The sequence below is a fragment of the Anaeromyxobacter sp. PSR-1 genome (assembly GCF_000964525.1).
Lineage (GTDB): Bacteria > Myxococcota > Myxococcia > Myxococcales > Anaeromyxobacteraceae > Anaeromyxobacter.
Window position 1 is genome coordinate 1 of sequence record NZ_BAZG01000023.1, and the last position, 14,549, is coordinate 14,549.

General features: G+C 75.5%; 12 protein-coding genes. 6 read left to right on the plus strand and 6 right to left on the minus strand.

Annotated features, from left to right (window positions below; all coding sequences use genetic code 11):
• From PSR1_RS06150 to PSR1_RS06165, 4 genes are all read left to right on the plus strand, one after another.
• The coding region (locus tag PSR1_RS06150) for a polysaccharide deacetylase family protein (RefSeq protein ID WP_237757844.1) at positions 1-500 on the plus strand (500 nt) is incomplete at its 5' end.
• Positions 501-580: 80 nt separating this feature from the next.
• A complete protein-coding gene (locus PSR1_RS06155) occupies positions 581-1,759 on the plus strand; it encodes a glycosyltransferase (protein ID WP_059436744.1) in 1,179 nt (392 codons plus the stop codon).
• A gap of 8 nt (positions 1,760-1,767) precedes the next feature.
• Complete coding sequence (locus PSR1_RS06160; protein WP_059436745.1) at positions 1,768-3,066, plus strand: O-antigen ligase; 1,299 nt, start codon at positions 1,768-1,770, stop codon at positions 3,064-3,066.
• A 4-nt stretch (positions 3,067-3,070) separates the two neighbouring features.
• Entirely contained in the window at positions 3,071-4,213 is a 1,143-nt protein-coding gene (locus tag PSR1_RS06165) for a glycosyltransferase (RefSeq protein WP_059436746.1), read from the plus strand.
• Between the two features lie 9 nt (positions 4,214-4,222).
• Here PSR1_RS06165 and PSR1_RS06170 read toward each other — a convergent pair whose 3' ends face one another.
• The 6 genes from PSR1_RS06170 to PSR1_RS06195 all read right to left on the minus strand — a co-directional run bounded on the left by PSR1_RS06170 (position 4,223) and on the right by PSR1_RS06195 (position 10,637).
• Positions 4,223-5,080: a succinate dehydrogenase/fumarate reductase iron-sulfur subunit gene (locus PSR1_RS06170; RefSeq protein ID WP_059436747.1), complete on the minus strand. Its 858-nt coding sequence runs from the start codon at positions 5,078-5,080 to the stop codon at positions 4,223-4,225.
• A gap of 7 nt (positions 5,081-5,087) precedes the next feature.
• The gene (locus tag PSR1_RS06175) at positions 5,088-6,998 is read right to left on the minus strand and encodes a fumarate reductase/succinate dehydrogenase flavoprotein subunit (RefSeq protein WP_059436748.1); all 1,911 of its coding nucleotides are present in this window, start codon (positions 6,996-6,998) and stop codon (positions 5,088-5,090) included.
• Positions 6,999-7,004: 6 nt separating this feature from the next.
• Positions 7,005-7,670, minus strand: a complete 666-nt coding sequence (locus tag PSR1_RS06180; RefSeq protein ID WP_059436749.1) for a succinate dehydrogenase cytochrome b subunit — start codon at positions 7,668-7,670, stop codon at positions 7,005-7,007.
• 129 nt (positions 7,671-7,799) lie between these two features.
• The gene (locus PSR1_RS06185; RefSeq protein WP_059436750.1) at positions 7,800-8,195 is read right to left on the minus strand and encodes a response regulator transcription factor; all 396 of its coding nucleotides are present in this window, start codon (positions 8,193-8,195) and stop codon (positions 7,800-7,802) included.
• Positions 8,192-9,547: a cell wall metabolism sensor histidine kinase WalK gene (locus PSR1_RS06190; protein WP_237757845.1), complete on the minus strand. Its 1,356-nt coding sequence runs from the start codon at positions 9,545-9,547 to the stop codon at positions 8,192-8,194. Before PSR1_RS06190 ends, PSR1_RS06185 begins: the two co-directional genes overlap by 4 nt.
• A gap of 58 nt (positions 9,548-9,605) precedes the next feature.
• Positions 9,606-10,637, minus strand: coding sequence for a PA0069 family radical SAM protein (locus PSR1_RS06195; RefSeq protein WP_059436751.1), 1,032 nt, complete (start codon positions 10,635-10,637; stop codon positions 9,606-9,608).
• A 216-nt stretch (positions 10,638-10,853) separates the two neighbouring features.
• On the opposite strand from PSR1_RS06195, the gene PSR1_RS06200 reads away from it, so the two are divergent.
• A complete protein-coding gene (locus PSR1_RS06200; RefSeq protein WP_059436752.1) occupies positions 10,854-13,073 on the plus strand; it encodes a molybdopterin-dependent oxidoreductase in 2,220 nt (739 codons plus the stop codon).
• Entirely contained in the window at positions 13,073-14,548 is a 1,476-nt protein-coding gene (locus PSR1_RS06205) for a cytochrome b/b6 domain-containing protein (protein ID WP_059436753.1), read from the plus strand. The genes PSR1_RS06200 and PSR1_RS06205 overlap by 1 nt, the downstream gene beginning before the upstream one ends.
• Position 14,549 lies beyond the last annotated feature (1 nt).

Genomic DNA, 14,549 nt, shown 5'->3' on the forward strand with positions numbered 1-14,549 from the left:
CTGGACTGGGACGAGATCCGCGCGCTCCAGGCGGGCGGGTGGAGGTGGGGGGCCACACGGTCACCCACGCGGTGCTGCCGCACCTGCCCGCCGCCCGGGCGCGCCGCGAGATCGCGGGGTGCCGGGACGCGCTGGCGGAGCGGCTGGGCCGGCCGCCGCGCGCGTTCGCCTACCCGAACGGCTACCACACGCCGGCGGTGCGGCGGCTGGTGGCCGAGCTCGGGTTCGACGTGGCGGTGACCACGGAGGACGCGGAGAACGTGCGGGGCGGCGACCCGCTCGCGCTCCGCCGCAAGATGGTCTGGGAGAACACCACGCTCGGCCCGGCCGGCTACAGCCCCGCGCTGGCCGCCTGCAACCTCGAGGGCGTGTTCACCGCGCTCGGGCTCGTGCGTCCCGTGCCGGGCGAGTGGCGCGCGCTGGCCGACGCCGAGGAGGAGCGCGCCCGCCCGGCCGGCCGCTCCCCCGGCCCGCGCGGCTCGCGCGTCGCGGCGGGGTGACCGGCGTCGCGCGCGTCGCGCGGGGCGCCGCCCCGTTCAAATGCTCGCCGCCGGGGGCCCCGCGCACCCAGCTTGTCTGCGTGGCGGCGCTCACTGGGCGGGACATCGTCTGCTTCTCGAACGACTGGGATGGGGATCCGCTCTCCAAGACGCACATCATGCGGATCCTGGCCCGGGACAACCGGGTGCTGTGGGTCAACTCGCTCGGCAACCGCGCCCCGCGCGCGACCACCGCCGACGCCGCGCGCATCTGGAAGAAGCTGCGCGACGCGGCCCGCGGGCTCACCGAGCCGGAGCGCAACCTGCACGTGCTCGCGCCGCTGTACGTCCCGGCCTACGGGCTCGCCGCGGTGCGCCGCCTGAACCGCGCGCTGCTGCGGCTCCAGGTGCGCGCCGCCATGCAGCGGCTGGGGTTCGGCCGGCCCATCTCCTGGAGCTTCCTGCCCAGCGCCGCCGCGGTGGCGGGCACGCTGGGCGAGGCGCTGGTGGTCTACCACGTGGTGGACGAGTTCTCGGCCTTCAGCGACGCGAGCGCGCACGTGGCCGAGCTGGAGGCGCGGCTGCTCCGGCGGGCCGACCTGGTGATCGCGTCGTCGGAGCGGCTGCTGGCGGCGAAGCGGCTGATCAACCCGCGGGCGGTGCTGGTCCGCCACGGCGTGGACCACGCGCACTTCGCCCGCGCGCTCGACCCGTCGCTGCCGGTGCCGGCGCCGCTCGCCGCGCTGCCCCGGCCGGTGATCGGGTTCTTCGGGCTGGTGGCCGACTGGATCGACCTGCCGCTGGTGCGCCAGGTGGCGGACGCGTACCCGCAGGCGTCGGTGGTGCTGCTCGGCAAGGTGATCACCTCCACCGCGCCGCTCGACGGCGCCCGCAACGTCCACCTCCTCGGCCGCCGCCCGTACCAGGAGCTGCCGGCCTGGTGCCGCGGCTTCGACGTCGCCATCACCCCGTTCCGCCGCAACGAGCTGGCGCTGGCGGCGAACCCGCTGAAGGCGCGCGAGTACGTCGCGGCCGGCCTGCCCAACGTCTGCACCGACCTGCCCGAGCTGCGGCAGGTGCCGGGCTGCACGGTGACCCGCACGCCGGAGGAGTTCGTGGCCGCGGTGGGCCGCGCGCTCCGCGCGGGCGGGCCGGACCCGGCGCGCTCGGCGCTGGTCCGGGCCGAGGGCTGGGAGGCGAAGGTGGACGAGCTGCGGGCGCACGTGGAGGCGGCCGAGCGCGGCGCGGTGCCCGCGCGCATCCAGGCGGTTCCGGGCTAGGGGGCGGCATGCGGGCACGGGCGGACGCGGCGGCGCTGGACGCGGCGCTCCTGGCGCGGGAGGCGGGGCTGGAGCGCTCGGCCGCGCGGTGGAGCCGGACCGCGCACGCGGCCGCGCTCGGGTTCGTGGCGATGCTGTACTCGAGCCCGATGTACTGGTGGCCGGAGCTCGAGCGGCTGCGCCTGGGGTTCGTCACGATGGCGCTCTGCGCCGCGGCGGTGGTGGCGCACCGGCTCTCCTCGGGCGAGCGCATCCGGCTGGGCGGGGGCGGCAGCCTGCTGCTGCTCGCCTACCTCGCGTTCATCCCGCTCTCGCTCGGCTGGACGCTGTCGCGCCCGGACACGCTCCACGCCATCGTGGACGGCACGAAGATGGCGGTGGTCTTCGTCGCCATCCAGAACGCGCTGGACGCGCCCTCGCGCCTGGCGCGCTTCCTGCGCGTGGCGGCGCTCGCCTCGCTGGGGCCGGCGCTGGGCGGCGTCTGGGTCTGGGCCAACGACGACCACCTGGTGGAGGGCTTCCGCACGCACTGGCGCGGGCTGTACGGCGATCCGAACCGGCTGGCGATGAGCCTGGTGGCGGTGCTGCCGTTCGCGCTGCTCGGGGCGATGCGCGCCCGCCGGCCGGCGGCGCGGGTGCTGTTCGCGGGCGTGGTGGCGGCGCAGGTCGCGGCCATCGTGCTCACGCACTCGCGCTCGGGCGCGGTGGCCGCGGCGCTGGCCGCGCTCCTGTTCCTCCTGCGCGGCCGCGGCGCGGCGCTCCGGGGGCCGCTGGCGGCCGGGGCGCTGCTCGCGGGCGTGGTCGCGCTCGCGCCGCAGTCGTTCTGGGAGCGGTCGCGCACCATCGCCGACTACCGCGACGACGCCTCCGTGGCGGGCCGCGAGCACGCCTGGAAGGTGCTCGGCAACATCGTGGACGAGCGGCCGCTGTCCGGGGTCGGCGCGGGCGCGTTCCTGGCGAGCTGGGCGCGGTACGCGCCGCTCGAGGCGGGCGGGCGGCGCTACGTCGCCCACAACCTCCTGCTCGAGATCGTGGGCGACCTCGGGATCCTCGCGTTCCTCCTGTTCGCGGCCTTCGTGGCCTGGCTGCTCTGGCAGACCTGGCGCGCCGGCGACGATCCGCTGGTGGGGGCCGAGGCGCGGGCGGTGTTCGCCGGGCTCGCCGGGTACCTGGTGTGCGAGATGGCCAACGGCTACTCGCTCTCGTGGTTCCTCTACTTCCTGTTCGCCTGCGCGGTCGCAGCCGTCCGCCTGGCCCGCGTGCGCGCCGCGGCCGGGGAGCGGCCGTCGCCGGCGCCGGCCTGGTGACGCCGTGCCCGGGCCGCGGCGGATCCTGATCTTCCAGAACCGCTTCCGCATCGGCGGCCAGGAGCGGCAGACGGTCCTGAACGTCCGGTCGATGGACCGCGCGCGCTTCGAGCCGGTGGTGGCGGTGCTGCACCTCGACGGCGACCACCTGCAGGACCTGGAGGTCGCGGGCGTGCGGCCGGTGGTCTTCGACGTCGGCGGGCGCATGATCCGCCCCAACACCGCCTGGCAGCTCGCGCGCATCGTGCGCTTCGTCCGCGCCGAGCGGATCGCGGTGATCCACGCGCAGGACGTCTACACCAACGTGCTCGGGGCCCTCGCGGCGCGCCTGGCGCGGGTCCCGATGATCGTCACGCGGGTGGACCTGGGGCACCACCTCGAGGGCTACCGCCGCCCGCTGCTGCAGGCGGCCTCGCGCGTGGCCGACCGGGTGCTGGTGAACGCGCTCTGCATCCGGGACCTCGCGGTGCGCGAGGGGGTGGAGGCCGACCGGGTCGCGGTGGTGCGCAACGGGGTGGACCTGGAGGAGCTGGACCGGGAGGCGCGGCGCGCGCCGGAGCACCCGGCGCCGGAGCCCGGCGCGGTGGTGTGCATCGCGAACATGCACCATCCGGTGAAGGGGCAGTCCGACCTGCTGATGGCGATGCGCGAGGTGCTGCGCGCCCGGCCGGACGCGCGCCTGGTGCTGGTGGGCGAGGGCGTGCGGCGGCCCCTGCTGGAGCGCCTGGCGCGCCGCCTCGGCATCGCGGACCGGTGCCACTTCCTCGGCCACCGGCTGGACGCGCCGGCGCTGCTCGCGCGCGCGGTGGCCGGCGTGTCGGCGAGCTACGCGGAGGGGATCTCCAACGCGATCCTCGAGAGCATGGCCATGCGGCTCCCGGTGGTGGCGACCCGCGTCGGCGGCACGCCGGAGGTGGTGCGCGAGGGGCAGAACGGCTTCCTCGTGCCGCCCGGGGCGCCGGCCGCGCTGGCGCGCCGGCTCCTCGACCTGCTGCGCGACCCGGCGCTGCGGCGCCGCATGGGCGAGCGGGGCCGGCGCATCGTGGAGGAGGAGTTCGGGCTCGCGCAGATGCGCCTCTCCTACGACGCGCTCTACCACGACCTGACAGAGGACCCGACGCCGCGCATCGTGGCCGGGGTGGGGTGAGCGCCGGGCTCAGCGCTCGGCCGGCTCCTCGGCGGGATCGGCGGTCTCGCGCGCGCCGGGCGGCTGCGCCTCGTAGCGGCGCATCGGCGAGGTGACCGGCAGGACGGTGAGCGGCTCGCCCGCGGCGCGGGAGAAGGCCGCGCGCAGGAAGTCGCGGTTCATCCGCGCGATCACCTCGAGCTGGATCCCGGCCGGGCAGACGGCGGCGCACTCGCCGATCGAGGTGCAGTGGCCGAAGCCCTCGGCGCGCGCCTGCTCCGTCATGGAGCGCACGCGGAGCGGGCGCTCGGGCTGGCCCTGGGGCAGCAGCGACAGGTGCGTGATCTTGGCCCCGGTGAACAGCGCGGCCGAGGCGTTCGGGCAGGCCGCGACGCAGGCGCCGCAGCCGATGCACGCGGCGGCCTCCATGGCGCGGTCGGCGTCGGTCTTCGGGACGGGCAGGGCGTTCGCGTCCGGGGCGCCGCCGGTCCGCACCGAGACGTAGCCGCCGGCGGCGACGATCCGGTCGAGCGCGCCCCGGTCCACCACCAGGTCCCGGAGCACCGGGAACGCGGCGGCGCGCCAGGGCTCCAGCCGCAGGACGTCGCCGTCGTGGAAGTGGCGCATGTGCGTCTGGCAGATGGTCGCGTTCCGGAGCGGCCCGTGCGCCTCGCCGTTCACCAGGAACCCGCAGGTGCCGCAGATCCCCTCGCGGCAGTCGGAGTCGAAGGCCACCGGCATCTCGCCGCGCCGCACCAGCGCCTGGTTGAGCACGTCGAGCATCTCCAGGAACGACATGTGCTCGTTGACGTCGCCGACCTCGTACCGCACGAAGCGGCCGTCCGCCCACGGGTCCCGCTGCCGCCAGATCTCGAGGACGATGCGCACGCGCCCCTCACTTGTAGCTGCGCTGCTGGAGCGGCACGTACTCGAACGCGAGCGGCTCCTGGTGCAGCACCGGGGCCTCGCCCGGCCCCCTCCACTCCCAGGCCGCGACGTAGGCGAAGCGCGCGTCGTCGCGGAGCGCCTCGCCGTCGGGCGTCTGGTGCTCGACCCGGAAGTGCCCGCCGCAGGACTCCTCGCGGTGCAGCGCGTCCCGGCACAGGAGCTCCGCCAGCTCCAGGAAGTCCGCCACCCGCCCGGCGCGCTCCAGCTCCTGGTTCAGCTCCTCGCCGGTGCCCGGGACCCGCAGGTCGCTCCAGAACGCCTCCCGGATGCGCGGGATCCCGGCGAGCGCGTGCTCCAGCGAGGCGCGCGAGCGCGCCATCCCCGCGTCGGCCCACAGGAGCGTGCCCAGCTCGCGGTGCAGGTCGTCGGCGGTGCGCCGCCCCCCGATGGACAGCAGCCGCGCGGTGCGCGCCGCCACCTCGCGCTCCGCGTCGCGGAACGCCGCGTGCGAGGTGTCCACCTTCGCCTGCCCCCGCGCCAGGTGGTCGCCCACCGTGTATGGGACGACGAAGTAGCCGTCGGCGAGCCCCTGCATGAGCGCGCTCGCGCCCAGCCGGTTGGCGCCGTGGTCGGAGAAGTTCGCCTCGCCCAGCACGAACAGGCCCGGGATGGTGCTCTGCAGGTCGTAGTCCACCCACAGCCCGCCCATCGTGTAGTGCACCGCGGGGTAGATCCGCATCGGCACCTCGTGCGGATCGTCGCCGGTGATGCGCTCGTACATCTCGAACAGGTTGCCGTAGCGCTCGTCGAGCACCCGCCGCCCGAGCCGCGCGAACGCGTCGCGGAAGTCGAGGTAGACGCCCAGCCCGCCGGGCCCGACGCCGCGCCCCTCGTCGCAGACCGTCTTCGCCGCGCGCGAGGCGATGTCGCGCGGGGCGAGGTTGCCGTAGGTCGGGTACATCCGCTCCAGGTAGTAGTCGCGCTCGGCGTCCGGGATCTGGCCCGGCGGGCGCCCGTCGCCGCGCCGGGCGGGCACCCAGACCCGCCCGTCGTTGCGGAGCGACTCGCTCATGAGCGTGAGCTTCGACTGGTACTCGCCGGAGCGCGGGATGCAGGTGGGGTGGATCTGCGTGTAGCAGGGGTTCGCGAACAGCGCGCCCTTGCGGTGGGCGCGCCAGACCGCCGTCGCGTTGCAGCCGCGCGCGTTGGTGGAGAGGTAGAAGACGTTGCCGTAGCCGCCGGTCGCGAGCACCACCGCGTCGCCGGCGTGCGAGCGCACCGCGCCGGTGACGAGGTCGCGGGTGACGACGCCGCGCGCCCGCCCGTCCACCAGCACCAGCTCCAGCATCTCGCAGCGCGGGTGGCTCACCACCTTCCCGGCCGTCACCTGGCGCTGCAGCGCCTGGTAGGCGCCGAGCAGGAGCTGCTGGCCGGTCTGGCCGCGGGCGTAGAACGTCCGCGAGACCAGCGCGCCGCCGAAGGAGCGGTTCGCGAGCAGGCCGCCGTACTCGCGGGCGAACGGCACCCCCTGCGCCGCGCACTGGTCGATGATGTTCACCGACAGCTCGGCGAGCCGGTGGACGTTCGCCTCGCGCGAGCGGAAGTCGCCGCCCTTCACGGTGTCGTAGAAGAGCCGCGCCACCGAGTCGCCGTCGTTCTGGTAGTTCTTCGCCGCGTTGATGCCGCCCTGCGCCGCGATCGAGTGCGCGCGCCGCGGGCTGTCCTGGTAGCAGAACGTCTCGACCTCGTAGCCCAGCTCGGCGAGCGACGCCGCCGCGGACGCGCCCGCCAGGCCCGTGCCCACCACCAGGATCCGGTGCCGGCGCTTGTTGGCGGGGTTGACCAGCTTCAGCTCGTACTTGCGGCGCTCCCACTTCTGCTCGATCGGCCCCGCGGGGATCTTCGCGTCGAGCGGCATGCGCGCCTACCTCACCACGCCCACGACGACGGCGAGCGGGATGGCGGTGAAGCCGATCGCGAGGAGCCACGCCACCGTCACCGCGAAGCGCTGCAGGCCGGGCAGGCTCCGCCGCGTGGCCAGGCCGAGCGACTGGAACAGCGACCACATGCCGTGCCAGAGGTGGAACCCGAGCGCGATCATCGCGACGACGTAGATCGCGACGCCCAGCCCGCGGCCGAAGGTGGCGAGGACGTTGTGGTAGACCTGCCCCGGGCGGAAGTCCGGGTTCACCACGCCGAGCGTCAGGTCGAGCAGGTGGTACACGACGAAGCCGAGGATGAGGAGGCCGCTCCAGATCATCCCGCGCGCCGCCGGCGTGGAGGCCACCGGCCGGTAGGTGGCGTAGTCCACCGGCCGCGCCTCGCGCCGCAGCACCGAGAGCTGGAGGCCCGCCGCGACGTGCACCAGGAACGCGAGGAGCAGCACCGCGCGCACCGACCAGAGCAGCGTGGGCGAGATCCGGAGCAGCTCCGCGTAGCGGTCGAGCTTCGCCGCCCCCTGGAACACCTGCAGGTTGCCGAGCAGGTGCCCGACCACGTACGCGAACAGCACCAGGCCGGTCACCGCCATCAGCGCCTTCTTGCCGATGGGGGAGCTCCACAGCGCCGCGGCGCGCGAGGGCCGCGGCACCGGGCGGGCGATGGGTCTGGATCCGGCGGCCACGCGCTCAGACGGTGGGACCGGGTGCGCGGGGAGGCGACCACCCAACGGGATGGCCGCGGCCGGGCTCCGCCGCCGCGGCGTGCGGGTGAGCGGGCGTCAGTGCAGCGAGCGCGTGGGCGCGCCGCCCTCGTCCCCGCCGGCGAGCTGGCGCTCGACGGTGTAGAGCACGTCGTCGAGGTCGAACGGCTTGGCCAGCCAGTCCTCGGCGCCGATCTCCTCCGCGCGCAGCCGGGCGTTCTCGGCGGCGGTGACCACCACGATCGGGCAGGCGCGGCCGTAGCGGGCGCGGAACTCGCGGGCGAACTCCCACCCGTTCATGACCGGCATGCGCATGTCGAGCAGGATGACGCCGGGCATCTCCTCGGCCACCGCCGCCAGCGCGGCCCGGCCGTCGGGGGCGGTGCGCACCCGGTGACCCGCGTCTGCGAGGACCATCTCGAGGAGGGACGACAGGTCCTGATCGTCCTCCACCACCAGCACGCTGCGCCTCACGAGGCCTCCTGCGCCGCGAGCGGCAGGCTGAAGTGGAACGTGGAGCCCTGGCCGGGGACGCTCTCGAACCACATCCGGCCGCCGTGGCGGGTGACGATCTCGCGGCTCATGTCGAGCCCCAGGCCCAGGCCGCCGTAGTCCTGGTCGGTGCCGGCGTGGGCGCGGTAGTAGCGCTCGAAGATGCGCGGCTGGCGCTCGGGCGGGATCCCCAGGCCGTGGTCGGCCACCGAGACCACCACCTCGCCGTCCTGCGTCTCCACCCGCACGTGCACCGGCCCGCCCGCGGGCGAGAACCGGATGGCGTTGTCGAGCAGGCTGGTGAGCACGCGCAGGATCCGCTCGCGGTCGGCGTGGACCACCGCCGGCGCGGGCGCCTCCGCCTCGAGCGCGTGGCCCGGCGTGGACGGGCGCGCCTCCTCGATGGCCTCGGCGACGAGCGACGACACGTCGAAGGTGTCGCGGCGCCCCTCGCCGGGCTGCAGGCGCAGGCGCGAGGTGTCGAGCAGGTGCTGCACGAGGCGGTTGAGGCGGTCCACCTGGCGCTGGATCACCGTCAGCCCCGGATCCCCCGGCGCGCGCTTCTGCATGAGCTGCGCGTAGGCCTTCACCACCGCGAGCGGCGTCTTGAACTCGTGCGCGGCGGTCGCGAGGAACTCCTCGCGCATCTCGTCGAGCCGCCGGGCGGCGGTGACGTCGCGCAGCACCGCCACCGCCAGCCGGCGGTGCCCGGCGCCCTCCACCGGCGCGGCCGAGACGCTGAAGTACACGTCGGTGCCGTCGGCCCGCCGCGCCATCGCGTCGTAGGCCTTGATGCGCTCGCCGGCGAGCGCCCGCACCGCCGCGTAGCGGTCGTAGGGCACGGGGGTGCCGTCCAGGTACCGGAGGTCGAAGCGCCGTCCCCAGTCGCGGAGCGGGACGAGCAGGTCCTCCTTCGCGGCGACTCCGAGCAGCTCGACGGCCGCGCGGTTGGTCTCGACGATGCGACCCTCCTCGTCCACCAGGAGCACCGCGTCCACCATGCTGTCCACGGTCGCGCGCACCTCGGCGCCGAGCGTGCGCAGCCCCAGGTCGCCGCGCCGGATCAGCTCGAGCAGCAGCGCGGAGGTGACCACCACGAAGAACGCGCCCTTGACGGTCTGCGCGCGGGCGCGCAGCACCGGATCCGGCACGAGGTGGACCAGCAGCGCGTCGGAGAACGCGATCCAGAGCAGGCTGACGAGGGCGTAGGCCGCCACGATGCGGCCCGGCGACCAGGCGGTCCGGCCGCGCCACCACCGCGAGCCGTGCGCCGGCGCCGTGCCCGCCGGGGAGGCGAGGGGCCTCTCCCCACCGGCCTGGGTCCCGATCCGCACGAGCCCTGTCTAGCGGGAGATCCCGAGAAAGTCACCCGCCTGGGAGGGGTTCGGGTCTTCACGTTGGGTCAAAGAGCCCCAGCTGTCCCCCGGTGCCGGGACGCCGGAATGGGGACGGCCCGTCGAGCCCCGGCTCGGGGCGGTCCAGCCCGAGGCGGGAGGCGTGGCGCGCGAACACCTGCGCGACGAGCGCCGCGTAGGCCCCGGTGCCGCGGCGGCGGGTGGAGAAGGCCCCGTCGTACGCGCGGCCCTCGCGCGTCTCGCGCACCAGGTGCATCACGCGCGCGGCGGCCTCGGGGAGCGCCGCCCGCAGCCGCTGCTCGAAGACCGGCGCCACCGATCCGGGGAGGCGCAGCAGCACCCACGCGGCGCGCTCGGCGCCAGCCTCCCGCGCCGCCGCCAGGACCCTGGGGACCTGGTCGTCGAGCCCGGGGATCGCCGGGGCCACCAGGACGCCGGGCGAGAGCCCCGCGCGCGCGAGCCGCTCGATGAGGCGCAGCCGCCGCGCGGGGGAGGGCGCCCACGGCTCCAGCGCGCGCGCCAGCGCCGGGTCCAGGAACGGCAGGCTCACCGAGACGAGCACGCGCGAGGACCGCGCCAGCTCCTGGAGCAGGTCGAGATCGCGCTCCAGCAGCGCCGACTTGGTGACCACGCGGATCGGGTTCCGGTACGCGGCGCACACCTCCAGGCAGCCGCGCGTGAGCCGCAGCTCCGCCTCGATCGGCTGCCACGCGTCGGTCCCGCCGGAGAACGCCACCTCCTCGCCCTTCCAGCCGGGCCGGTCGAACGCGGCGCGGAGCAGCTCCGGCGCGCGCCGCTTCACCACGATGCGCGTGTCGAAGTCGGTGCCCGCGCCCATGCCCAGGTACTCGTGCGTCGGCCGCGCGTAGCAGTACGCGCACGCGTGCATGCACCCGCGGTACGGGTTCACGCTCCAGCGGAACGGGATGTCCGGGCTGTCGTTGCGGGAGAGGACGTCGCGGGTGGCGTCCTCGAGCAGCGTGATCCGGGCCGGCGGCGGGCCGTCGTCCCACTCGATCTCGGCGGCGGCCCACGGGTTGGGCGGGTTCCAGGCGGCGCGAGGCTTCATCCCGGATGCGTACCGGAACGGACGTTCAGGCTCAAGGCCCGGGTGGGCGCGAGCTTTTCGCGGGGGCGCGCGCAAGCGCTGCGGCGCCGGGCCGGCGGACGCAAGCGCTGCGTGCGTGCGGAATCACACGAGAAAATCGATTCCGGGCGAGAATCGGCGCGGGCCCTTCGCGGCTCCATCGCAGCGGCCGGCGGTGCCGCCGGCGGGGAGCGCGAGATGGCGGAGGACGGCGTGCGCATCGGGCGGAGGACGTTCCTGGAGCTGGCGGCGGCGGGCGCGGCCGCGGGCGCCGCGGCGGCGCCGGGGCGCGCGGACGCGTTCGGCCTGGCGCAGGCCGACGACGCGCTGCCGCCGGAGCGAGAGGTCCCGACGTTCTGCGAGCTGTGCTTCTGGAACTGCGGCGCGGTGGCCCGCGTGCGGAAGAACCGGGTGCTCTCGTTGCGCGGCCACCCGCGCTACCCGAACGCGAACGGCAAACTGTGCGGTCGCGGGCAGGCCGGGGCCGCCTCGGTGGTGGACGGGGACCGGCTCACGCACCCGATGATCCGGACCGGCGCGCGCGGCGAGGGGAAGTTCCGGCGCGCCGGCTGGAACGAGGCGTACCAGGTGATCGCGCAGGGCTTCCGCGCCATCAAGGCGCGCCACGGCGCCGAGGCGCTCGCGCTGTTCTACCACGGCAGCGGCGGGCCCCTGCTCCGGCAGCTGCTGGTGGCGTACGGCTCGCCGAACTACGCGGGCCCCTCGTACGCACAGTGCAAGGGGGCCCGCAACGTCGGCTACCAGCTCACCTTCGGCGAGAAGCTGGTTTCGCCCGAGCCCATCGACCTCGAGAACGCGCGCGCCGTGGTGCTGTTCGGCTCGCACCTCGGCGAGAACGCGCACAACGGCCAGGTGCAGGAGCTGGTGAAGGCGCGCGCCCGCGGCGCGTCGCTGGTGGTGCTGGACCCGCGCCTCTCCACCGTCGCCTCCAGGGCCGACGTGTGGCTCCCCATCCGCCCGGGCGGCGACACCGCGGTGATCCTGGCCTGGCTGCACCTCCTCGTGGCCGAGCGGACGTACGATCGCGCCTTCGTGGAGGCGCGCACCACCGGCTTCGACCGGCTGGCGGCGCACGTGGCGCCGTTCGACCCGGCCTGGGCGGCGGAGCGCGCCGGCGTGCCGGCGCAGCGGATCGTGGACGCGTATCGCCTCATGGTGAAGGCCATGCCGGCGGTGGTCGTCCACCCGGGCCGGCACACCGCCTGGTACGGCGAGGAGGACACCCAGCGCGCCCGCGCCCAGGCCATCCTCTCCGCGCTGCTCGGCGCGTGGTGGCGGCCCGGCTCCACCTACCGGACCGAGCGCGCCGCGGTGGGCGACTACCCCACGCCGGACTTCCCCGACCTGCCCCGCAACGTGGACCAGGCCGCCGGCCGGTTCCCGTTCGCGGAGGAGGTCACCACCAACGGCATCCGCGACGCCACCCGCACCGGCAAGCCGTACCCGGTGAAGGGCTGGTTCGTGCACGGGACCAACCTCGTGCAGGCGATGCCCAACGTGCGCGAGACGCGCGAGGCGATCGCGAACCTCGACCTGCTGGTGGTCTGCGACGTCGCGCCCACCGAGATCACCCAGTACGCCGACGTGCTGCTCCCGGAGGACACCTACCTCGAGCGCTACGACGACCTCTCGCTCGGCTTCACGCGCACGCCGTACGTGGGCCTGCGCCAGCCGGCGGTGGCCTCGCCGCACGACACGCGCCCGGCGTGGCGCATCGCGAAGGAGCTGGGGACCGCGCTCGGCGTGGGCGACTTCTTCCCCTGGGCGACGTTCGAGGACTACCTCGAGGTCCGGCTCGCCTCTGCGGGGCTGTCGCTCGACGCGCTGAAGCGCGACGGGATCGCGCTCGTCCCGCGCAAGACGCCGCTCTACCTCGGCGACGGCGAGGACTACCGGTTCCACACGCCGTCCGGGAAGGTCGAGCTCTGGTCGCAGCGGCTCGCCGACGCGGGCTTCGATCCGCTCCCGGTCTGGAAGGGCCCGCCGCCGCCGCCGCCCGGGCGCTTCCGGCTGCTCTACGGCCGCAGCCCGCTCCACACGTTCGGCCGCACGCAGAACAACCCCATCCTGTTCGACCTCGAGCCGGAGAACACGCTCTGGATGAGCCCGGGGGACGCGGCCGCGCTGGGGCTCGCGGCCGGGGAGCGCGTGATGGTCGGGAACGCCCACGGCGGCGAGACCGGGCCGCTGCCCTTGCACGTCACCGAGCGGATGCCGGACGGCGCCGTGTACATGGTCCACGGCTTCGGCCACTGGGCCCACCGGCTCCACCGCGCCCGCGGGCGGGGCGGCGACGACACGGCCGTGATCGACGACTACGCCGTGGACCCGATCAGCGGCTCGACCGGCATGCGCACGCAGCTCGTCACGGTGCGCCGCGCGGCGGAGGTGGCGTGATGGCCCGCCACGCCCTGCTGATCGACCTCGACCTGTGCGTCGGCTGCAAGGCCTGCGTCTCGGCCTGCAAGGAGCAGTGGGACTCCGGCCCCGGCGCGGCGCGCGACTGGGTCCACACCTTCGAGACCGGCACGCGCGCCGGCGGCGACCTCGCCGTCACGTTCTACCCGGGCACGTGCATGCAGTGCGAGGCGCACCCGTGCACGGTGGACTGCCCGACCGGCGCGACGTCCGTGGACGCGAACGGCGTGGTGGTGGTGGACGCCGACGTGTGCATCGGCTGCGGCAACTGCGTCGCGGCCTGCCCGTACGGCGCCCGGCACGTGGACCCGGTGAAGAAGGTGGTCGAGAAGTGCAACCTCTGCGCGCCGTTCGTGGCGCGCGGCGAGCAGCCGGCCTGCGTCGAGACCTGCCCGGCCGAGTGCCGCGTCTTCGGCGACCTCGACGACCCCGGTTCGGCCGTGTCCGTCGCCGCCGCGGCGCGGGGCGCGCGCCCGCTGGCGGTGCCCGGGATCGACGTGCGCCCGCGCACGCTCTACGCCGGCGACCGCCCGCGCGACCTCGTGCTCGCCCAGGGGATCGCCCGGCCGCCGCGGACCGGCTGGCTGACCTCGGCCTGGGACGGCGCGGCCCGGCCGCTGACGCGCGCGGTGGTCCCCGGCCTCGGCGCGCTCTCGATCGGCGGGGGCCTGCTGGTGAACCTGAAGGCGCGCGTGGACCGCGTGCGCCGCGAGGAGGCCGAGGGCGCGTGCGCGCTGCCGCCGCCCCCGCCGCGCACGCTGCACCGCCACCCGGCGGGCCTGCGCGCGCTCCACTGGCTGAACGCGCTCTCCTGGATCGCGCTGCTCGTCTCCGGCGCCGGCCTGCTCTCCGCGGCGCGCTTCGCGCTCCTCGGGCCCGCGGTCGCCGACGCCATCGCCGGGGCGCTGGGCGGGCGGGCCTCGCTCCTCCGGCTCCACGTGGTGTGGGGGCTGGCCTGGGCCGCGGTGGTGATCCCGCTGTTCCTGCTGTTCAAGGGCGGCCTGCGCCACGTCTGGGAGGACGTGCGGGTGACCCGCGACGACCTCGCCTGGCTCGTCCGGAAGCCGCTCGCCCTGGCGGGCGCGTGGCGCGGCCCGCTGCCGCCGCAGGACAAGTACAACGCCGGCCAGAAGCTGTTCGCGGTGCTCGTGCTGATCGCCACCGCGACCATCGTCGCGAGCGGCCTGGTGATGACGTTCCACCTCGGGCCGGCGCCGGTGGTCTCGGCCGCGGTCGTGGTGCACGGGCTCGCCATCGCGCTCGTGGCCGCCGGCCTGGCGGTGCACCTCACCATGGCGGTGGTCATCGCCGACGAGCGCCCGGCGCTGCGCTCGATGATCACCGGCCGGATCGACCTCGCCCACGCGGCCCGCCACAGCGCGAAGTGGGTGGCGAGGGCCGCGAACGAGCCGCACCCCGGGGCGCCTGGCGCCGCGGACGCGAAGGAGGAGTGAC